Source organism: Lelliottia sp. WB101 (assembly GCF_003051885.1).
Taxonomy (GTDB): Bacteria; Pseudomonadota; Gammaproteobacteria; order Enterobacterales; family Enterobacteriaceae; genus Enterobacter; species Enterobacter nimipressuralis.
Map to the genome: position 1 here is coordinate 3,927,640 of NZ_CP028520.1, position 19,703 is coordinate 3,947,342.

The 19,703-nt window shown below is 53.8% G+C and carries 17 protein-coding genes; 2 read left to right on the plus strand and 15 right to left on the minus strand.

The window, feature by feature from the left end; translation table 11 throughout:
- Nucleotide 1: 1 nt before the first annotated feature.
- Complete coding sequence (gene cmoM, locus DAI21_RS19130; protein WP_107703933.1) at nucleotides 2-781, minus strand: tRNA uridine 5-oxyacetic acid(34) methyltransferase CmoM; 780 nt, start codon at nucleotides 779-781, stop codon at nucleotides 2-4.
- A 124-nt stretch (nucleotides 782-905) separates the two neighbouring features.
- Here cmoM and elyC point away from each other — a divergent pair, with 124 nt between their 5' ends.
- Nucleotides 906-1,685 carry an envelope biogenesis factor ElyC gene (elyC, locus tag DAI21_RS19135; RefSeq protein WP_107703934.1) on the plus strand — a complete coding sequence of 260 codons (780 nt, stop codon included), beginning with the start codon at nucleotides 906-908 and terminating at the stop codon, nucleotides 1,683-1,685.
- Here elyC and DAI21_RS19140 read toward each other — a convergent pair.
- The 14 genes from DAI21_RS19140 to DAI21_RS19205 all read right to left on the minus strand — a co-directional run bounded on the left by DAI21_RS19140 (nucleotide 1,662) and on the right by DAI21_RS19205 (nucleotide 17,561).
- The gene (locus tag DAI21_RS19140; RefSeq protein WP_100776991.1) at nucleotides 1,662-2,555 is read right to left on the minus strand and encodes a YcbJ family phosphotransferase; all 894 of its coding nucleotides are present in this window, start codon (nucleotides 2,553-2,555) and stop codon (nucleotides 1,662-1,664) included. The genes elyC and DAI21_RS19140 overlap by 24 nt on opposite strands.
- A 145-nt stretch (nucleotides 2,556-2,700) precedes the next feature.
- Nucleotides 2,701-3,447, minus strand: a complete 747-nt coding sequence (kdsB, locus tag DAI21_RS19145; RefSeq protein WP_100776992.1) for a 3-deoxy-manno-octulosonate cytidylyltransferase — start codon at nucleotides 3,445-3,447, stop codon at nucleotides 2,701-2,703.
- Complete coding sequence (gene ycaR / locus DAI21_RS19150; protein ID WP_095281446.1) at nucleotides 3,444-3,626, minus strand: protein YcaR; 183 nt, start codon at nucleotides 3,624-3,626, stop codon at nucleotides 3,444-3,446. The genes kdsB and ycaR overlap by 4 nt, the downstream gene beginning before the upstream one ends.
- 45 nt (nucleotides 3,627-3,671) lie before the next feature.
- A complete protein-coding gene (locus DAI21_RS19155) occupies nucleotides 3,672-4,901 on the minus strand; it encodes a winged helix-turn-helix domain-containing protein (RefSeq protein ID WP_107703935.1) in 1,230 nt (409 codons plus the stop codon).
- Between the two features lie 43 nt (nucleotides 4,902-4,944).
- Nucleotides 4,945-5,922, minus strand: a complete 978-nt coding sequence (lpxK, locus tag DAI21_RS19160) for a tetraacyldisaccharide 4'-kinase (protein ID WP_107703936.1) — start codon at nucleotides 5,920-5,922, stop codon at nucleotides 4,945-4,947.
- Complete coding sequence (msbA, locus tag DAI21_RS19165; protein WP_100776995.1) at nucleotides 5,919-7,667, minus strand: lipid A ABC transporter ATP-binding protein/permease MsbA; 1,749 nt, start codon at nucleotides 7,665-7,667, stop codon at nucleotides 5,919-5,921. The genes lpxK and msbA overlap by 4 nt, the downstream gene beginning before the upstream one ends.
- Before the next feature lie 36 nt (nucleotides 7,668-7,703).
- Nucleotides 7,704-9,968 carry a ComEC family protein gene (locus DAI21_RS19170; RefSeq protein ID WP_107703937.1) on the minus strand — a complete coding sequence of 755 codons (2,265 nt, stop codon included), beginning with the start codon at nucleotides 9,966-9,968 and terminating at the stop codon, nucleotides 7,704-7,706.
- Between the two features lie 213 nt (nucleotides 9,969-10,181).
- Nucleotides 10,182-10,469, minus strand: coding sequence for an integration host factor subunit beta (gene ihfB, locus DAI21_RS19175; protein ID WP_012016828.1), 288 nt, complete (start codon nucleotides 10,467-10,469; stop codon nucleotides 10,182-10,184).
- 238 nt (nucleotides 10,470-10,707) lie between these two features.
- Nucleotides 10,708-12,381, minus strand: a complete 1,674-nt coding sequence (gene rpsA, locus DAI21_RS19180) for a 30S ribosomal protein S1 (RefSeq protein ID WP_100776997.1) — start codon at nucleotides 12,379-12,381, stop codon at nucleotides 10,708-10,710.
- A gap of 108 nt (nucleotides 12,382-12,489) precedes the next feature.
- On the minus strand, nucleotides 12,490-13,173 hold the full coding sequence (gene cmk, locus DAI21_RS19185; protein WP_100776998.1) for a (d)CMP kinase: 684 nt from the start codon (nucleotides 13,171-13,173) through the stop codon (nucleotides 12,490-12,492).
- Nucleotides 13,174-13,342: 169 nt separating this feature from the next.
- On the minus strand, nucleotides 13,343-14,110 hold the full coding sequence (locus DAI21_RS19190; RefSeq protein WP_107703938.1) for a M48 family metallopeptidase: 768 nt from the start codon (nucleotides 14,108-14,110) through the stop codon (nucleotides 13,343-13,345).
- Between the two features lie 154 nt (nucleotides 14,111-14,264).
- Complete coding sequence (gene aroA / locus DAI21_RS19195) at nucleotides 14,265-15,548, minus strand: 3-phosphoshikimate 1-carboxyvinyltransferase (RefSeq protein WP_107703939.1); 1,284 nt, start codon at nucleotides 15,546-15,548, stop codon at nucleotides 14,265-14,267.
- Between the two features lie 69 nt (nucleotides 15,549-15,617).
- The gene (gene serC, locus DAI21_RS19200; RefSeq protein WP_107703940.1) at nucleotides 15,618-16,706 is read right to left on the minus strand and encodes a 3-phosphoserine/phosphohydroxythreonine transaminase; all 1,089 of its coding nucleotides are present in this window, start codon (nucleotides 16,704-16,706) and stop codon (nucleotides 15,618-15,620) included.
- Nucleotides 16,707-16,868: 162 nt separating this feature from the next.
- Nucleotides 16,869-17,561 (minus strand): DUF421 domain-containing protein, encoded by a 693-nt coding sequence (locus DAI21_RS19205; RefSeq protein ID WP_100777002.1) that lies wholly within the window; start codon nucleotides 17,559-17,561, stop codon nucleotides 16,869-16,871.
- Nucleotides 17,562-17,699: 138 nt separating this feature from the next.
- On the opposite strand from DAI21_RS19205, the gene ycaO reads away from it, so the two are divergent.
- Nucleotides 17,700-19,460, plus strand: a complete 1,761-nt coding sequence (ycaO, locus tag DAI21_RS19210) for a 30S ribosomal protein S12 methylthiotransferase accessory factor YcaO (protein ID WP_100777003.1) — start codon at nucleotides 17,700-17,702, stop codon at nucleotides 19,458-19,460.
- Nucleotides 19,461-19,703 lie beyond the last annotated feature (243 nt).

Genomic DNA, 19,703 nt, shown 5'->3' on the forward strand with positions numbered 1-19,703 from the left:
ATTATCCTTGCTTCTGCGGCTTGCGCGCGATGACGTGAATATATCGCCCAAGACTGATAAAGGGTTCCTGACGGCAATACCGCGTTTCTATTTCTGTTAAAGCGTCAAGACAGTCATGCTGTTTTTGTTTATCGCGCAGATAATCATGAAAAACCCTGACGCCCGTTTTCCCGGTGATCTCCCACCCCATCACTTCCAGCCAGCCATAGACCTGCTGCGGATCGCGTGGAAAATCCGGCGAAAGCGTGCGCCGTTTCTTTTTATACATGCCCTGTTGCACATAGCCGAAATTGCCCACCAGCACGTTACGCATCAGCAGGCCGTTAGCATTGTAGAACATCAGCGACAACGCGCCGCCGGGCGTGAGCACAGACCACAGAGTTTTTAACATTTCCTGAGGTTCGGCGACCCATTCCAGCACAGCATGAAACAATATCAGATCAACCTGCGTTTCCAAATGCTGCGCAATGTCCTGAGCGGCGCAATGTATAAAATGCATGTTGTCGCTCACACCTTTCTCTTCTGCCGCGCGTTTCGCACGCGCTACCATTTCAGCAGAAAGATCGCAAAGCGTGACGTGATGGCCGCGCTGCGCCATTAAAATGGCCGTCTGACCTTCACCGCCGCCCGCATCCAGTACCCGCAACTTTCGGTCACCAAAGGTGGCCAGCACGTTATCCAGATCCTGCCAGAGGATCGTCTGACGTAACTGCCCCTTGGTGGTGCCGTAAATGTTCCGCGAAAACTTTTCCGCGATGTCATCAAAATTGCGATCCCGCATTGGGAGAGTTCCATCCGCTAGCAGCAAAACCGCTATTTTGTCACACCCGCGCGGAGAATGAACCTCTCTGGTGTAATATCGCGTGTAATCACCTGCTGTATGGTTAAAAAAGGAACCAAAAAGGATGCTTTTTACCCTAAAGAAATACATTGGAGGGATGATGCTTCCCCTCCCTCTCCTGCTGATGTTCATTGCGCTCGGGCTGCTGCTGATCTGGTTCACCCGTTTTCAGCGAAGTGGCAAAATCGTGATCACCACCGGCTGGCTGGCGCTGCTGCTGTTAAGCCTGCAACCGGTGGCGGACAGGTTGTTGCGCCCCATCGAAAACACGTACCCGACGTGGCAGGAAAATCAGAAAGTAGAGTACATCGTGGTCTTGGGCGGCGGTTATACCTGGGACGATAAATGGGCGCCCAGTTCCAACCTGATTAACAACAGTTTGCCGCGCCTCAACGAAGGGATCCGACTGTGGCTGAGCAATCCGGGATCGAAAATGATCTTTACGGGTGCCGCCGCTAAAACGAATCCGGTCAGCACCGCAGAGGCTGGGGCGCGGGTGGCAGAATCGCTTGGCGTGCCGCGATCGGCGATTATTACCCTTGATAGCCCGAAAGATACGGAAGAAGAGGCCGCTGCCGTGAAACAGGCTATCGGCGATGCGCCTTTCCTGCTGGTGACGTCCGCCTCGCATCTGCCGCGGGCGATGATTTTCTTTGAACATGCCGGATTGCATCCCCTGCCCGCACCGGCGAATCAGCTGGCGATCGACGCGCCGCTCAATCCCTGGGAGCGCGTGATCCCGTCGCCGGTCTGGCTGATGCACAGCGATCGCGTCGGGTATGAATCCCTCGGGCGACTCTGGCAGTGGCTCAAAGGCTCGTCAGGCGAGCCAGGGCAGGAGTGATTTTGTAGCCATATCGAAGTTCGCGCGGTTAAAACGCCCGGTATTAACGAGCTGCGCGACTTCATCCCACAACAGATACAGCCAGCGGCGCCAGAGGAAAGATTCCGAGACTGGCGCTCGCTGCAGATAGTGCCACATTAAGCTCTCTGCCAGCGCGCTTTCGCCTAAGCGGAACAGTTCATATTCGCGCGGTGCCCACAGCATAATCCCCGGCCCTACCATCGCCAGAAGCTGATCGCTTCGGGCGTCTTTCAGCATACTGCGAAGGGTAAAGTTGCCGTGAACCAGCACGCAGTTATCGTTAAAGCCCTCAAACATCGTCGGCAAACATTCGCGGGTGCGGAATAAAATACGCTTATCCTGCATGCTCAGGCCGGTATTGTTGAACTGGTTGAGCGTGCCCCAGAGCACTTCGACCCGCTGGCGATACCACAGTGGCCAAAGGTTTTCCTGAGTGCTGTCTACCGGCCCGACCAGCCCACGGCTGTCCTGTCGATGCCAGGACAGTAGCCCTTCGACAATCTGATCTTTGAGCTGCTCCCAACGATCCGGCGTTCTTGCGGGCGCTTCGACTGGAACACCGCGCAGGCGCTCAATCAGCAGCACATCCGGGCCGGGATGTTCTTCGTGGGTCATAACCCCATACACCGTCGGCATCCGCACCGTCCCGCTACGTGCCAGCATCGACATTTTCCAGGCCAGCTGCCTGGCGACGCCGGGGGAGGTAAAGCTTCTCGCCATTAACGGCATGGGATTTCCGTTACTGTCGTACAGCGACCACAGGGAAGTGTCCGCTTTCTCACTCACGCACTCCACCCGACTGAGTTTCTCACCCAGCAGGTGGCTCAGCTCAGCACGCAACTGTTCCATATGAGATTACCCCCATCAAAACTACTGCTTTCATAATGAGCGTGTAGCTGACAGATGTCACCCTTATGAGATCAATTTGAACGTAGAAAAATGCGATAAAAACGAGGCGGTAGAACATCCCCCAGAACGGGGGGATGCGAATGATTTATTTCAGTTCCGCGCGTACGCGTTCGAGATCTTCCTGGGTATCGACGCCGGTTCCAGGCACTTCCTGTGCAACAGCCACATGGATTTTTTCGCCGTACCATAGCACGCGCAGCTGCTCGAGCATTTCGATGTGCTCCAGCGGACTTGGTGCCCAGGTCACGTAGCGGCGAATAAAGCCCGCACGGTAGCCGTAAATGCCCAAATGACGCAGGAAAGTATCGCCAATGGCCTCTTTAGACTGCGCAAAACGATCGCGATCCCAGGGAATAGTCGCACGGGAGAAGTAGAGCGCGTAACCTTCCGCGTCCATCACCACTTTGACGGCATTGGGGTTAAACGCTTCTTCCGCGTGGTGAATCGGCACGGCCAGTGTTGCCATTCCGACCTGGCGCTGCGCGAGGTTTTCCGCGACCTGGCGGATAATCACCGCCGGGATCATCGGCTCGTCGCCCTGCACATTAACGATTACCGTGTCATCGCTAAAACCGCATTTTTCGACGACTTCGGCCAGCCTTTCGGTGCCCGACTGGTGGTCCGCGCGCGTCATGCACACTTCGCCGCCCGCCGCTTCGACCGCACGTGCAACCTCTTCATGATCCGTGGCCACAATCACGCGCTCGGCACCCGATTCACGTGCTCGCTCGAGAACGTGAACAATCATCGGCTTACCGTTAATATCGACCAGCGGTTTGCCCGGTAAACGGGTGGATGCGAATCGTGCCGGAATGATGACAACAAAACTCATGGTCTGCTCTCTTCTGCCGCCAGCGTACGGGCTTCGGTTTCCAACAGGACAGGAATGCCGTCACGAAACGGGAAAGCCAGATTATCCAGTTTGCAAATCAGCTCTTGCTTATCCTGGCTGTAATACAGTTTGCCGTTGCACACCGGGCAGGCAATAATTTCAAGTAAACGGTGATCCATAGTTCCTCCGTATAGGTAATCGCTAAAGCTTACCACATTCCTTTTTCAGGCTATGTCTATTTCCCAGCCACTCCGACAGCCCTCAAATAACCCGTGCGGCAGTCGCCCCAAAGTGATTTGTCGGGCCTGCTGCCAGATGGCGAAATCATTGAGTGCCAACGTGAGACCTTTTTCAAGCGTTGCACTGACTTTAACGCCCGCTTCCAGATACAACGCAATGACTTCCAGCACGCCTGTTTTGCGGTGCATTTTCGCGTCCATCCGTCCGACCAACCGCCCCTTATGCAGCAGCGGTAAGACGAAATAGCCGAACTGGCGTTTCGGCGCGGGCGTGTAACATTCGAGGCGATAGGTAAAATCAAACAGCTGTTCTGCGCGTTTACGGTCCCAGACCACCGGGTCGAACGGCGACAATACGGCGCTATGCGTCGCGGTCAGCTTATCGGCCTGAGCCTGCGGCAGAAGCGGGAGGAGATCGGCATGGAGCCACATTTCCCCCAGCGTTTCGACCTCGACGCGCACGACGCGCTGGTTTTCCTGCCAGCGTTCAAGCAGCGGTTTCAGCGCCGGCTGACGCAGACGATAGTAATCCGCCAGCCACTGCGGACGAAAAATCCCCAGGCTACGGGCACTGTTTTCCAGCATGATCGCTTCGGCAGCGGCCTGGTCCAGCAGATCGCGTTCGTCGTCCCAGTGCGGCATCACCCGGTGGGTGAGATCGTACACGCGCTGGAAATTGCGTCGCTCCACCACCATGACTTTTCCCGAGGTAAACAGCCCCTCCAGATGACGCTTATGTGGTTTCCACTCCCACCAGCCGCTCGTGCCTTTACGCGGATGTTCGAAATCGGCAGAACGCACCGGGCCATTGTCCTGAATATGCGCAATCAGCTGGTCTATTTCGTCGGCATTTTCCTGCATCCATTCCTTCCGGTACTTCCAGCCCATGTTCTCCGGCGCGAGCATGCGATGGCGCACCAGCCCGAAATCGGTACGCGGCAGAAAACAGGCTTCATGCGCCCAGTATTCCATCAGATCGCCCCGGCTCAGCGCATCATCAAGCCACTGAGCCGGATAATTCCCAAGGCGGCTAAAAAGCACCAGATAGGGACTGCGGGCAACAATATTAATGGTGTCGATTTGCAGCAGGGACATGCGCTGGATTGCAGATAGAATATCGGCAGGCTGTGCGCGACGGCGGGGCTTTTTCAGTAGACCTTGCGCGGCAAGATGCAAATGGCGGGCGGCGCTAAGTGAGAGTTGCGGTAGTGACATGCGTTTTCCTGTAAGTCATCGCGCTACCAGAACCGCATTCGACTTAGCGCACCAGCGCTATCAGTTCCTGGAGCAGGCGTTCTGGCTGTTCGCCGCTGAGCTGTGCATCAACGGGCAGATACCACCAGTTGGCTTTGGCAAAGGCGCGGCATTTAACGGCGTCTTTTTCGGTCATGATCAGATTCTGGTGAGAAGTAGCCAGAGGTTCAACGCTCTCCAGCGTCAGCGCCTGATGGTCGGCGAGAGGAATTCGATTTTCAAGCTTGGCCCCGCCGCTTTCCAGGGTGGCAAAAAAACGCGGAGGATGACCGATACCGGCCATGGCGACCAGACAAGGCAACGCGGTTATGTCCCGCTGTTCACCGGTCAGCAGATTGACTGCCTGTCCGGGCTTTAAGGCCATCGGGATTTCGCCAGACTGTGCTTCGCCACCGTTCACAATAACGGCATCGACGGAGCGCAAACGAGACGCACGTTCGCGCATTGGCCCGGCAGGTAACCACCAGCCGTTGCCGAAACGACGCTCACCGTCAATCACCACGATCTCTTTGTCTCGCGCAAGGGCGTAATGCTGTAAGCCGTCGTCGGTGATGATAATTTGCAGCGGATGTTCGGCCAGCAATGCCTGAACAGCTTCGCTGCGATTAGGAGAGACAGCGACAGGCGACCCGGTACGCTGAAAGATCAATACCGGTTCGTCTCCGGCCTGCGCCGTGGTGGTCTGAGAGGTCAGGAGCAGTGGATACTGCTCGGCTTTTCCACCGTAACCCCGTGAGACCACGCCGACACGCACACCCCGTTTTGTCAGCTGTTCCACCAGCCAGATCACAACGGGCGTTTTACCGTTGCCGCCGGCGGTAAGATTCCCGACGACCACAACCGGCACCGGTGCTCGCCAGGCTTTTTTCAGCCCCAGGCGATAGCACAAACGGATGATGCCGCTCACCAGGCCGTATAGCCAGGAGAGCGGCAACAGCAGTAGCCAGAGAGGTGATTCCCCGGACCAGATGCGTGCAATCATGCGCCAAACTGCATTTTATGAAGCTGAGCGTAAACGCCGCGATGCTCAATGAGATCCGCATGACTTCCGCGTTCAACGATCAGACCGTCTTCCACAACCACGATTTCATCCGCCTGCTCGATAGTCGACAGACGGTGCGCAATCACCAGCGAGGTGCGGTTTTTCTGCAGTTCATCCAGCGCCGACTGAATGGCGCGTTCAGACTCAGTATCGAGTGCCGAAGTGGCTTCGTCGAGGATGAGAATCGGGCTGTCACGCAGCAGCGCACGGGCAATCGCAATACGCTGGCGCTGACCGCCGGAGAGCAGCACGCCGTTTTCGCCGATCACGGTATCAAGACCGTTATCCATCTTATTGATGAAGTCCATCGCGTAGGCCATACGCGCGGCGTTTTCGATGGCTTCACGGCTGTACTCTTCGGTACGGGCGTAAGCAATGTTGTTGGCGACCGTATCGTTGAACAGATGAACGTTCTGCGAGACGAGCGCGACCTGATTACGCAGCGACTGCAGGGTATATTCCCGCAGATCGTGACCATCAAGGAGGATTTCGCCCTCGTCGATGTCATAGAAACGGGTCATCAGGCTGGCAATGGTCGATTTACCTGAACCAGAGCGACCCACCAGCGCAACCGTTTTACCAGCCGGAATGTTCAGGTTGATATTACGCAGCGCAGGCGTTTCGCGGCCTGGATAAGTAAAGGTCACATTACGGAATTCAACGTCACCGTTGGCGCGATCGATCACGCGTTTGCCTTCGTCTTTTTCCTGTTCCGTATCCAGAATGCTAAACAGCGTCTGGCAGGCGGCCATACCGCGCTGGAACTGGGCGTTGACGTTCGTCAGAGATTTCAGCGGACGCATCAGTGCAATCATCGACGAGAAGACCACGGTGATGGTACCAGCGGTTAAGGTTTCCATGACGCTTGGGAAGCTCGCGGCATACAGTACAAATGCCAGCGCCAGAGAGGCAATCAGCTGAATGATCGGATCGGAGATGGAAGAGGCCGAAACCATTTTCATCCCTTGCAGACGCATTTTGTTGCTGACCTTATCAAAGCGCTTGGTTTCGACATTCTGACCGCCAAAAATAAGCACTTCTTTGTGGCCTTTCAGCATCTGCTCTGCGCTGGTGGTCACCTGCCCCATGGTGTTCTGCATGTTTTTACTGATGTTGCGGAAACGCTTGGAGACGACGCGGATAGCGATCGAGACAATTGGCGCCAGCACGATGAGAATGATCGACAGCTGCCAGCTGTAGTAGAACATCATGATAAACAGGCCGATGATCGATGCGCCTTCACGCACTACGGTAATCAGGGCGCTGGATGAAGACGACGCAACCTGCTCAGAATCGTAGGTGATGCGCGACAGCAAGGTCCCGGTGGATTGCTTATCAAAGAAGGAGACCGGCATACCCATCATATGGCTGAACAGTCGACGGCGCATGGTCATGACCACTTTTCCCGATACCCAGGAAATACAGTAGCTGGAGATATAGCTGGTGACGCCACGTAAGATCATCAATCCGATAACCACCAGAGGCATCCATAGCAACACTGAGCGATCCGTTTTACCAAAACCGTCGTCCAGTAACGGTTTGAGGAGCGATAGCATGAAGGTATCACTTGCTGCGTTGAGGATTAACGCGACACCCGCCACGATCAGACCTGTTTTAAAGGGTGCAATCATCGGCCAGAGTCGGCGGAAGGTCTGCCACGTGGAGAGATCTTTGTCGTTATGCATTCAAAAAACCAGCATTTGTTGAAATAGCCGCATATTCTACCCGTTATCGACGGGCGCGCCAAACCACTGATGATACCAACGAGGTAAAATTTGATCTCGTAAGCGTCGGATTTGCCAGCCATGTGGCGAAAAACGTACCGATATTTGCCCAGATTGCGGTGTATCGAGCCAAGAATAGCCCTCCTTTTTGTAGCGTCGAACGACTTTTGCTGACGGAAAATGCCATGCGTTGTAACGTGCCGCAGAGGCCAAAGCGACCTTCCCTTCCACGCGCTGAATGAGCGTCTGCGATGACGAGGTATTACTCCCATGGTGCGGCACCTGGATAAGTGTAGACGTTAGATATTGCCAACGATGACTTAACATCAGTTGCTCGGCTTTTGCCTCAATGTCGCCGGTGAGTAATACGCTGTGCTCACCGTCGTCAATTTTCACTACGCACGAGCGGTTATTTCCCTGCACCTGATACCCTTTCGGCGGCCAATGCGCTGTAAAGGTCAGGCCCTGCCACTGCCATTGCTCGCCACGAAAACAGGGCTGATGTCCGCCCCAGTCGAGCGGACTTCTTATCCATATTGACGGCCATGCTTTTTGCAGAGAGTGTAATCCGCCAATATGGTCCATGTGTTCATGACTGATAATCACCCCTTCTGGCGTCAGATGGTGCCAGCGCAGCCAGGGGATAATTTGCTGTTGTGCGCTGTCGCCCCCCGGCCAGGCTAAGCCGGTATCATACAAAATCGCCCTTCCCTGTCGCTCAACTACCATGGCCAGTCCCTGACCGATATCCAGCATATGCACCGTCCAGCCCTCGGTTTTCTGAGAGCGCCATAAGGGAAACGTCAGCAATACGCTTATTGCAAGACAGACTGCGGGGACTGACCGCCAGGCACGTAAACGCCATGCCATCACGGTAATCCACGGGAGGCAGGTGACGGCGAGCCAGCGCTCATCAATATCAATCCAGCCATCCGGTAATTTTTTTAGCAATCCAAAAAGCAGATCCAGCGATTTATCAGCCAGAAACCAGACCTTGATTTCCAATACATTCAACGCACAAAGATGCAGCAACATTCCGGCCAGGATCAAGGGGACGGATATGAATGTAACCAGCGGCACGGCAAAGAGATTCGCGATTACAGAAGAAAGACTCATGCCATGAAAAATGCTGACCTGTAGCGGCAGTAGTAAAAACAGCATCCCAAGTTGCAAATGCAACAGTGCTGGCAGAGGTTTTAACCACCGCGGAAGTTGCCATTTTGGCAGGGGCAGCCACTGATACCAGAAAATAAGGGTTGCAACGGCGAAGGCGGAGAGTGCCAGGCTTTGTGAAAGTACGGCCAATGGATCGATAAACAGGATCGCCGCGACACAACATAACCAGACCTGCCACGGTGACCATTGCCGTCCACTCAGACGCAGCAATGCCAGCACGGTAAGAGAGACAACGGTCCGTAACGCTGGCGGCTGCATACCCGTAAGCCAGGCATAAAACGCCGCGAAGCAGACTCCGGAGAGTAATGGTGTGCGCCAGTTAATCCAGTGGCATGGGAGTAAAAATTGAAGTCCACGAACGATGAGCCAGACAATCGAGGCCGCAAGTGCAATGTGCAGACCCGAAATCGCCATCAGGTGCAAAGTCCCGGTCTCACGCATCAATTTTTTCACTTCTTGTGAGACTGCCAGACGCTCCCCCATTCCCAACCCAAGAATGACAGAACCCCATGTATAGGGTGAGAGCGATGAGGATAGAGATGCTAGATAGCGGGACCGCAGGCTGCACGTGGTATCAATCGCCTCGGCATGAGTGAAGCGACCGGTCAGAGGCTGATGCGAAGCAAGCGCATAGCGCTGCGAATCAAAACCGCCTTCATTAAGCTCACCATGCACCGCGCGAAGACGCAGCGTCACCGCCCAGCGTTGTCCTGCACAGACCGCCTGCGGTAAGAAATTTCCGTAGAGTGTGACACCTGTCATCGAAAACCAGGGCTTGCCGCCAAGGCTGACAATCCTGGCCTGATGGGTGGTGGCGCCATCTGTACCTGTGATGACGATTTCTGCCCGCTGTGGCCCGGCCGTCAGGTTTTGCATCGGCCATACGCACTCCAGCGCCGCCAAGACTCCCCAGGCAAAAAATACCAGCCATAGCCCCGCATACCGCAGATAAACCAGACGTTGCAGTGCCAGTAAGATGCCAACTGCAATGCACACCCAGACGGCTGGCAAACCGGGGAGCGAAGGCAGCCAAAGTAATGGCAAGATAGCTGAAATTAAACATGCACTGATGACCGGAATACCCACACATACCTCCCTGTTTAGGGACAGTTTGCTGTATGGAGTTGGGCTAGTCAGGCAAGAAAATACGCGATTGCAGCCATTGCCGAAGAGAATCTTTCAGGTTGCAGAAAAAGCCATGCTGAGTTGCAGCGCTGCTTCAGATATTTAAAAATAGATAAGAAAAAGCACCCGAAGGTGCTTTCTTTTGAAAAACCCAGCTCGCCCGAAGGCTAAAACTCAGTTTCCGTAAATATTGGCGCGATCGCGCAGTTCTTTACCCGGCTTAAAGTGCGGAACGTATTTGCCTTCCAGGTCGACTTTATCGCCAGTCTTCGGGTTACGCCCGGTTCGTGGAGCACGATAATGCAGAGAGAAACTACCGAAACCGCGGATTTCAATGCGCTCGCCTTGTGCAAGAGTCGAGGCCATATGCTCTAGCATCTCTTTCACTGCATCTTCCACTGCTTTTGCGGGGATGTGCGATTGTTGGCTGGCAAGTCTTTCAATCAATTCTGACTTGGTCATGATTCCTCCGGTTCCTTCAAACCAATTAGCTGAACAGCTTATTAAACAAGGGCGGCCGTAGCCGCCCTTTGTTATTGATTACAGAACGAATCCTGCAATCTGTCAAGTCTGCTCGTCATCCTTCGAGCGGTCACTGCGTTAACTTCGCCTGTTCCACCCCAGTCATTTACTTAAGTAAGTGGCTGGGGCTCTCAGGCTCGTTGCCTTGTTACCGCCCAAACGATTTAGAGAACTTGAATTACTCGCCTTTAGCTGCTTTGAAAGCTTCAGCCATTGCGTTGTTAGAGAAACCTGCATCTTCCTGTTTGTTAACAGTTGCGATTGCATCTTTCTCATCAGCTTCGTCTTTAGCACGAACAGACAGGCTGATTGCACGGTTCTTACGGTCAACACCGGTGAATTTAGCTTCAACGTCGTCACCAACGCTCAGAACCAGAGTTGCATCTTCAACGCGGTCACGTGAAGCTTCAGAAGCGCGCAGGTAACCTTCAACGCCGTCAGCCAGTTCTACGGTTGCGCCTTTAGCGTCAACTGCAGTCACTTTACCGTTTACGATTGCGCCTTTCTTGTTCAGTGCAACCCAGTTGTTGAACGGATCTTCTGCGAGCTGTTTAACGCCCAGAGAGATACGCTCACGTTCTGCGTCAACCTGCAGAACAACTGCAGCGATTTCGTCGCCTTTTTTGTATTCACGTACTGCTTCTTCGCCTGCAACGTTCCAGGAGATGTCAGACAGGTGAACCAGGCCGTCGATGCCGCCGTCCAGGCCGATGAAGATACCGAAGTCAGTGATAGACTTGATTTTACCTTCAACACGGTCGCCCTTGTTGTGGGTTTCCGCGAACTGCTGCCATGGGTTGTTTTTGCACTGTTTCAGGCCCAGGGAGATACGACGACGTTCTTCGTCGATATCCAGAACCATCACTTCCACTACATCACCAACGTTAACAACTTTGGATGGGTGGATGTTTTTGTTGGTCCAGTCCATTTCGGAAACGTGCACCAGGCCTTCAACGCCTTCTTCGATTTCAACGAAGCAGCCGTAGTCGGTCAGGTTGGTAACGCGACCAGTCAGTTTAGTACCTTCTGGGTAACGTTTAGCGATAGCGACCCATGGATCTTCGCCCAGCTGTTTCAGGCCCAGGGATACACGAGTGCGCTCGCGGTCGAACTTCAGCACTTTAACAGTGATTTCGTCGCCAACGTTCACGATTTCGCTTGGGTGTTTAACGCGTTTCCACGCCATGTCGGTGATGTGCAGCAGGCCATCAACACCACCCAGATCAACGAATGCACCGTAGTCAGTGAGGTTCTTAACGATACCTTTAACTTCCATGCCTTCCTGCAGGTTTTCCAGCAGCTGATCGCGCTCTGCGCTGTTCTCGGATTCGATAACGGCACGACGAGAAACAACAACGTTGTTACGCTTCTGGTCCAGCTTGATTACTTTGAACTCAAGCTCTTTGCCTTCCAGGTGCAGCGTGTCGCGAACCGGACGAACGTCTACCAGAGAACCTGGCAGGAACGCGCGAATACCGTTCAGCTCAACAGTGAAGCCACCTTTAACTTTGCCGTTGATAACACCGACTACAGTTTCAGCTTCTTCGTAAGCTTTTTCCAGCGTGATCCAAGCTTCGTGACGTTTAGCTTTCTCACGGGACAGCAGAGTTTCACCGAAGCCGTCTTCTACTGCATCCAGTGCAACGTCAACTTCGTCACCAACCTGGATTTCCAGCTCGCCCTGGGCGTTTTTGAACTGCTCTGCCGGAATGGCAGACTCAGATTTCAGACCGGCGTCAACCAGTACGATATCTTTGTCGATAGCAACAACAACACCACGAACGATGGAACCCGGACGGGTTTCGATTGTTTTTAAGGATTCTTCAAATAGTTGAGCAAAAGATTCAGTCATGTTTAATCTTCAGGTTAATATAACGTCCACCTGGCTCCATGCCGGATGGGGTTGTTTCACATACCCACCGTCAATCCATTGCAGCGGGGCACTACGAATCTGTCGCGATTAAGCGAGTGCCAATTTCTGGCGCGCGTATTGTAACGCTTTTTCAATCACTTGCTCAATAGTTAATCGGGTAGAATCGAGCACTAAGGCATCGTCTGCCGGAACAAGTGGCGCTACAGCACGATTACGATCGCGGTCATCGCGCTCTTTTATCTCGGATAAAAGGCGATCAAAGTTAACACTAAAGCCCTTTTCCTGCAACTGAAGCATACGACGTTGCGCACGTTCTTCCGAGGAAGCGTCAAGGAAAATTTTCACCGGCGCATCAGGAAACACCACCGTTCCCATGTCACGACCATCCGCAATCAGGCCCGGCGCTTCACGGAAGGCGCGCTGACGACGTAAGAGCGCTTCACGAACGCGCGGGAACGCCGCCACCTGAGAAGCCGCATTTGCCACTTCCTGGGTGCGGATTTCACCGCTCACGTCTTCCCCTTCAAGGATGACTTCAAGATTGCCGTTGGTCGACACAAAGCGGACATCAAGGTGCGCAGCCAGAGGCACCAGCGCCTCTTCAGAAGCCATGTCCACATGATGATGCAACGCCGCTAACGCCAGTACGCGATAGATCGCGCCCGAATCTAAAAGATGCCATTGCAATGCTTCCGCCATCGCTTTGCACAAGGTGCCTTTACCCGCACCGCTTGGCCCATCAATGGTAATTACCGGGGCAATTGCTGTCATCGTTCTCTCCTTAATTAAAGGCGTCAGTTACACAAACGCCGCGCATTATACGCGCCATTGCCCGCAACCGTTAATGTTGCTTGCAAATAACGGAATGTTTGAAGGTGAGTGTAGAAGAAATAGGCATCAAAGGACGGACTGGCGTAAAACCAGCCCGTAAGTCAAAGCGTTACTTCTTATCTGCCGCAATACGGTCGCGGATATGCTGCGCACGTTCTGTCGATGGCGGATGAGAATCAAACAGGGATTTAGCGTGGGCGCTGTCGAGGGCAGCCAGTTTATCGAAACTGCTGGCTAAACCCGCGGTGCTGATTTTACGTTGTTTGAGTAAATCGTAGGAGAAATCATCTGCCTCAGACTCCTGACTGCGCGAGAATGCAGAATTTATCGCCCCTTCCGCAATATCACCTAACTGAGACTGCGTGAGCTGAGACGCCACCCCGCTGGTTGCCGAAACAGCATCGCGAGCGGCAACAGTCGCATAGGCCGTCTGCATCGCTTTACGGGAATGGCCCAGCGCCACGTGCCCCAGCTCATGGCCTAACACCCCTTCAACTTCATTGTCCGTCATCATGTCCATCAGACTGCTGTACACACGAACGCAGCCATTGGCCATTGCCCAGGCGTTGATGTCGCTGGTCAAATAGACCTTATAGTTAACTGGGGTGCCGTTAATATTATTCCCTAGGGCCTTCGCTATTTTATTGATGCGCTTGGTATATTTGCTTGAAGCGCCCGCAATCTCATTTTGGCTGTCCAGTTCTTTACAGCCGCCGTTGGCGATGGCTTTGGCATCGGCGTCAGAGAGCGTCGCGGCTTTATAGGCCGACATACCGGCGCTCGCGATCCCGTTAGGATCGACGCCGTTCATATTTTTACAGCCAGCAAGAAGCGTAGCGGCAATGGCCAGAGATAAAAGCAGTTTACGATTTTTCATATCTATCTTCCGTTGATTAACATATTGAAAAATTATGGATTAACCCACAACGTTCACGGGAAGATAGCACTCCACGATGTCATGAAAAAAGTTTGAAACGGGACATAAAAAAAGCCGACTCGTGGTCGGCTTTTTTGTCTCATCCAGGGAAGAATCAGGCAAGTGTGCTAATGCGCGCCAGCTGTTCGAAATAGTCCGGGAACGTTTTTGCGGTGCATTTCGGGTCCAGAATGGTCACTGGCGTATCGGACAAGGCCACCAGCGAGAAACACATCGCCATACGGTGATCGTTGTATGTACCGATCTCTGCAACCTGCAGTTTGGCTGGTGGCGTCACGCGAATGTAGTCTTCGCCCTCTTCCACTTCAGCGCCCACTTTACGCAGCTCCGTCGCCATCGCGAACAGGCGGTCCGTCTCTTTTACGCGCCAGTTATAGATATTACGTAGCGTTGTGGTGCCTTTGGCAAACAGTGCTGCTGTAGCAATGGTCATCGCCGCATCAGGAATATGGTTCATGTCCATATCGACCGCGTTCAACTCACCGCGGGTACAGGCGATAAAATCATCGCCCCAGGTGATGACTGCGCCCATTTTTTCCAGCACGTCGGCAAAGCGGATGTCGCCCTGAACGCTGTTACGCCCGATACCGGTGACTTTCACCGTGCCGCCTTTAATCGCACCGGCGGCGAGGAAATAGGAGGCGGATGACGCATCCCCTTCCACCAGATAGTGGCCCGGTGACTGATACTGTTGCGCACCACGCACCACGAAGCGCTGATACGCCTGGTTTTCCACCTCGACGCCAAACGTCTTCATCAGATGCAGGGTGATATCAATGTAGGGTTTGGAAACCAGATCCCCTTTGATGGTGATCACCGTATCCTGAGATGCCAGCGGTGCCGTCATCAGCAGCGCCGTCAGGAACTGGCTGGAAACGCTACCGTCTACTGCGACTTCGCCGCCCGTAAATCCACCGCGAAGACGCAGTGGTGGGTAATTTTCCTGCTCCAGATAGTCAATCTGCGCGCCGCCCTGACGCAGGGCATCCACCAGATGACCGATCGGGCGCTCTTTCATGCGTGGCTCGCCGGTCAGCACAACATTGTTGCTGCCCAGGCACAGCGCCGCCGCCAGAGGGCGCATCGCCGTACCCGCGTTGCCGAGAAACAACTCCAGCTCGTCGACAGTTTGCAGCGCACCGCCGTTGCCCGTCACTTCACAACGCGTACGATCGGCTGACAGCGTGTACTGAACACCTAACGCGTTCAGCGCATTCAGCATATGGCGAACGTCGTCACTATCCAGCAGGTTAGTGAGAACAGTGGTGCCATTTGCCAGAGCAGCCAGCAGCAGGGCGCGGTTCGAGACACTTTTTGAACCAGGCAGATTAATGGTGCCATCTACCCGCGCGATCGGTTGTAACGTCAGGGATTCCATGAAACTTAACTCTCAAATCAACATAATAAAAACCCCGCAGCGAGGCTACGGGGGTGAAAACTCGCGCAATTAACCGTGGCGACGTTCGAAGTCGGCCATAAAATCAGTCAGCGCTTTGACGCCTTCCAGCGGCATCGCATTGTAGATGGAAGCACGCATGCCGCCGACCACGCGGTGGCCTTTCAGGGCATGCAGACCCGCCGCGAAGGACTCTTCGAGGAACAGCTTATCAAGATTGCTGTCAGCCAACTGGAACGGCACGTTCATGCGAGAACGATTCGCGCTGGCCACGTCGTTGCGATAGAAGCCGCTGCCATCAATCGCGCTGTACAGAAGGGTCGCTTTTTGCTGATTGATCTTGTCCATCTGCGCCACACCGCCATTTTTCTTCAGCCATTTGAAGACAAGGCCAGAAAGATACCAGGCGAAGGTCGGCGGGGTGTTAAACATGGAGTCGTTATCATTCAGAACGGTATAGTCCAGAATCGACGGGCAGGCCTGGTGCGCTTTGCCCAGCAGATCTTCGCGGACAATCACTAACGTTAAACCAGCCGGGCCAATGTTCTTCTGCGCGCCAGCATAAATCACGCCGTAGCGGCTGACATCCAGTGGGCCAGAGAGAATGGTTGAGGATAAATCAGCCGTGACAACGACGTTGTCGCCAAAGTTCGGCTCTTCGTGAATGGCGATCCCGTCGATAGTCTCGTTCGGGCAGTAGTGAAGATAGGCCGCGTCGCTGGACAGCTGCCATTCACTCATCGGCTTCACGCCGCGCAGGCCATCAACAGTGATTTTGGCGTCGATAACATTCGGGGCGCAGTATTTTTTGGCTTCTTTCACTGCGCTGGCGGCCCAGTAGCCGGCATCAACGTAGTCTGCGGTGGTTTTGTCACCGAGCAGATTCAGCGGGATGCCGGCAAACTGACCGCGCCCGCCGCCGTGGCAGAATAATACTTTGTAGTTCGAGGGAATATTCAGCAGATCGCGAAAATCTTTTTCTGCCTCTTCCGCCACCTGGATAAACTCTTTTCCACGATGGCTAATTTCCATCACTGATGTACCGAGACCCTGCCAGTCGCAAAGCTCCTGCTGAGCCTGTTTAAGCACATCCGCCGGTAGCATTGCCGGACCTGAACTGAAATTAAAGACCTGAGCCATTTACCCTCACCACGCTAAAAGCCATAAGTTATAACTGTGGATATCGGTTTTATCATTCAGTGACACGCGCCGCAATGTCTAAAACTTATGACCGGGAAAATGTGTCTCCGCTCACACAAAACAATCTGCCAGCGCCTTGTCACAAAACCGACAAATTGGCTGTCAGGTGACGCGTTTAGCCCGGCTCACCTTCGTCCATACTGGATTCGCACAGCGAGGGCAAAGTTGATGATCGCCCGGCTGCATCGTCAGAACATGGCTACAGCGTCGACAGGCGTACTCTCCCGCCTCCGGGACGGTGGTAAAGCGTTCCACGTATTCATCCGGTAAAATGCATAAACCCGGCTTCACGTCATCGTCGTCATAGTAGTAGACGCTAATCTGCCCGTTCGTTTCCATGATTGCCAGCCGCACCTGGCCCAGCTGTTCCACGCTGTTTAAGCGCAGCTCCATGAAAAACTCAAATTCAGTCATGTTGGCGCTGCGAACCTTCTCCCAGGCCAGTTGCCCCTCTTCGACAATCACCACCGGCTTGCCTTCCAGCAGATCCTCGATTTTTTCGCTTTTCGACATCAGCCACATCACCAGCCGATAGAGCAAGCCCAGCGTGACAAAAACGATCAACACCGGAATCATTGGCACATCGTCATAAAACGCGACGTCTCCGGCCGCAGAGCCGAGTGTCAGAATGATCAGGACTTCAAACAGCGACATCTGCCGTACGCCGCGCCGCCCTGTGATTTTGAGAAACAGAAACACCAGAATAAATGTGTAGAGGCTGCGCAAAGCCACTTCCCCTAAGAACTCAAGCGGGACTTTGTCGAACGCCATCCGCTGAAGATCGAACGCTTTCATTTTTATTCGCCTTAACAGTAAGTTACTGCTGATAAGCATAGCTGAGTCTTTTATTTTCGCTCTTCTCCTCGCGAAGATAGCGCCTGCCACGCAAAACCCGTATCATTGCGCGCTTTACGTACGATAAAAGTGATCGCCATGACTCAAACATTTATCCCCGGCAAAGACGCCGCTCTGGAAGATTCCATCGCTCGCTTCCAGCAGAAACTGACCGACCTGGGTTTTAATATCGAAGAAGCCTCCTGGCTCAATCCGGTACCTCACGTCTGGTCTGTCCATATTCGCGACACCGACTGTGCGCTGTGCTTTACCAACGGTAAAGGCGCCACCAAAAAAGCGGCTCTGGCATCTGCCCTGGGTGAGTATTTTGAGCGCCTGTCCACCAACTACTTCTTCGCTGATTTCTGGCTGGGCGAGACTATCGCCAACGGCCCGTTCGTACACTACCCGAACGAAAAGTGGTTCCCGCTGACGGAAGATGACACGCTGCCGGAAGGCATTCTGGATGCACGTCTGCGCAAGTTCTACGATCCGGATAACGAACTGACCGCCGGTATGCTGGTCGATCTGCAGTCCGGTAACGACGAGCGTGGTATCTGCGCCCTGCCGTTTACCCGTCAGTCTGACGATCACACTGTTTATATCCCGATGAACATCGTCGGTAACCTGTACGTGTCCAACGGCATGTCCGCAGGTAACACCCGTAACGAAGCCCGCGTACAGGGGCTGTCCGAGGTGTTTGAGCGTCATATCAAAAACCGTATTATCGCCGAGTCCATCAGCCTGCCGGAAATCCCGAGCGAGGTTCTGGCGCGCTATCCGGGCGTGGTGGAATCTATCGCTAAACTGGAAGCAGAAGGCTTCCCAATTTTTGCTTACGACGGCTCTCTGGGCGGTAAATACCCGGTAATCTGCGTGGTGCTATTCAACCCGGCGAACGGCACTTGCTTCGCGTCGTTTGGCGCCCACCCTGACTTCGGCGTGGCGCTGGAACGTACCGTCACCGAGCTGCTTCAGGGCCGTAGCCTGAAAGATCTCGATGTCTTTACCCCGCCAACGTTTGACGACGAAGAAGTGGGCGAACACACCAACCTCGAAACGCACTTCATCGATTCCAGCGGTTTGATCTCCTGGGATATGTTCAAGCAGGACGCCGACTATGAATTCGTGGACTGGAGTTTCTCCGGCACCACGGAAGAAGAGTTCGCCACGCTGATGGCAATCTTCAAAGCAGAAGATAAAGAAGTGTACATCGCCGATTACGAACACCTGAGCGTCTACGCTTGCCGTATTATCGTGCCAGGCATGTCCGACATTTATCCGGCAGAAGATCTGTGGCTTGCCAACAACAGCATGGGCAGCCATCTGCGCGAAACGCTGCTGGCTCTGCCGGGTAGCGAGTGGGAAAAAGAGGATTATCTGAACCTGATCGCCCAGCTGGACGACGAAGGCCACGACGATCTTACCCGCGTACGCGAGCTGCTGGGCCTGGCAACCGGCAAAGACAATGGCTGGTACACCCTGCGTGTGGGCGAGCTGAAATCCATGCTGGCCCTGGCCGGTGGCGATCTGGATCAGGCTCTGGCCTGGACGGAATGGACCATTGAGTACAACCAGTCGGTCTTCAGCCCTGAGCGCGCTAACTATTATCGTTGCCTGCAGACCCTGCTACTCCTGTCTCAGGAAGAGGATCGTCAGCCGCTGCAATATCTCAATGCGTTCGTGCGTATGTACGGTGCCGACGCTGTTGAAGCCGCCAGCGCCGCACTGAGCGGTGAAGCGCCGTTCTATGGCCTTCAGGCTGTCGATAGCGATCTGAAAGCCTTCCCGGCGCATCAGTCACTGCTCAGAGCTTACGAAAAACTGCAGCGCGCGAAAGCGGCCTACTGGTCAAAATAAGCGCACATAGCATTACAGACAGTAGGCGTATTTCAACGTCTGGGCTATATTACGGGGCAATTTCATTGCCCCGTTTTTTTATTTCTTTTGCAATGAATTTTGATTGTAATAATAAAGTTAATTACAGGTAAATATAATTATGCTTACCTGGGCTTTACTGTTACTTTTTAGGGTAATTACTCCATTTTAATTAACTGCTTCGGGAGAGGTTACAGGAAATAATTCAACTCTTTTCATAACTTT

Bases quoted from the DNA above. Each gene is read 5' to 3' on its own strand.
- cmoM (WP_107703933.1), bottom strand. From the start codon at position 781: ATGCGGGATCGCAATTTTGATGACATCGCGGAAAAGTTTTCGCGGAAC.
- elyC (WP_107703934.1), top strand. From the start codon at position 906: ATGCTTTTTACCCTAAAGAAATACATTGGAGGGATGATGCTTCCCCTC.
- DAI21_RS19140 (WP_100776991.1), bottom strand. From the start codon at position 2,555: ATGGAACAGTTGCGTGCTGAGCTGAGCCACCTGCTGGGTGAGAAACTC.
- kdsB (WP_100776992.1), bottom strand. From the start codon at position 3,447: ATGAGTTTTGTTGTCATCATTCCGGCACGATTCGCATCCACCCGTTTA.
- ycaR (WP_095281446.1), bottom strand. From the start codon at position 3,626: ATGGATCACCGTTTACTTGAAATTATTGCCTGCCCGGTGTGCAACGGC.
- DAI21_RS19155 (WP_107703935.1), bottom strand. From the start codon at position 4,901: ATGTCACTACCGCAACTCTCACTTAGCGCCGCCCGCCATTTGCATCTT.
- lpxK (WP_107703936.1), bottom strand. From the start codon at position 5,922: ATGATTGCACGCATCTGGTCCGGGGAATCACCTCTCTGGCTACTGCTG.
- msbA (WP_100776995.1), bottom strand. From the start codon at position 7,667: ATGCATAACGACAAAGATCTCTCCACGTGGCAGACCTTCCGCCGACTC.
- ihfB (WP_012016828.1), bottom strand. From the start codon at position 10,469: ATGACCAAGTCAGAATTGATTGAAAGACTTGCCAGCCAACAATCGCAC.
- rpsA (WP_100776997.1), bottom strand. From the start codon at position 12,381: ATGACTGAATCTTTTGCTCAACTATTTGAAGAATCCTTAAAAACAATC.
- cmk (WP_100776998.1), bottom strand. From the start codon at position 13,173: ATGACAGCAATTGCCCCGGTAATTACCATTGATGGGCCAAGCGGTGCG.
- DAI21_RS19190 (WP_107703938.1), bottom strand. From the start codon at position 14,110: ATGAAAAATCGTAAACTGCTTTTATCTCTGGCCATTGCCGCTACGCTT.
- aroA (WP_107703939.1), bottom strand. From the start codon at position 15,548: ATGGAATCCCTGACGTTACAACCGATCGCGCGGGTAGATGGCACCATT.
- serC (WP_107703940.1), bottom strand. From the start codon at position 16,706: ATGGCTCAGGTCTTTAATTTCAGTTCAGGTCCGGCAATGCTACCGGCG.
- DAI21_RS19205 (WP_100777002.1), bottom strand. From the start codon at position 17,561: ATGAAAGCGTTCGATCTTCAGCGGATGGCGTTCGACAAAGTCCCGCTT.
- ycaO (WP_100777003.1), top strand. From the start codon at position 17,700: ATGACTCAAACATTTATCCCCGGCAAAGACGCCGCTCTGGAAGATTCC.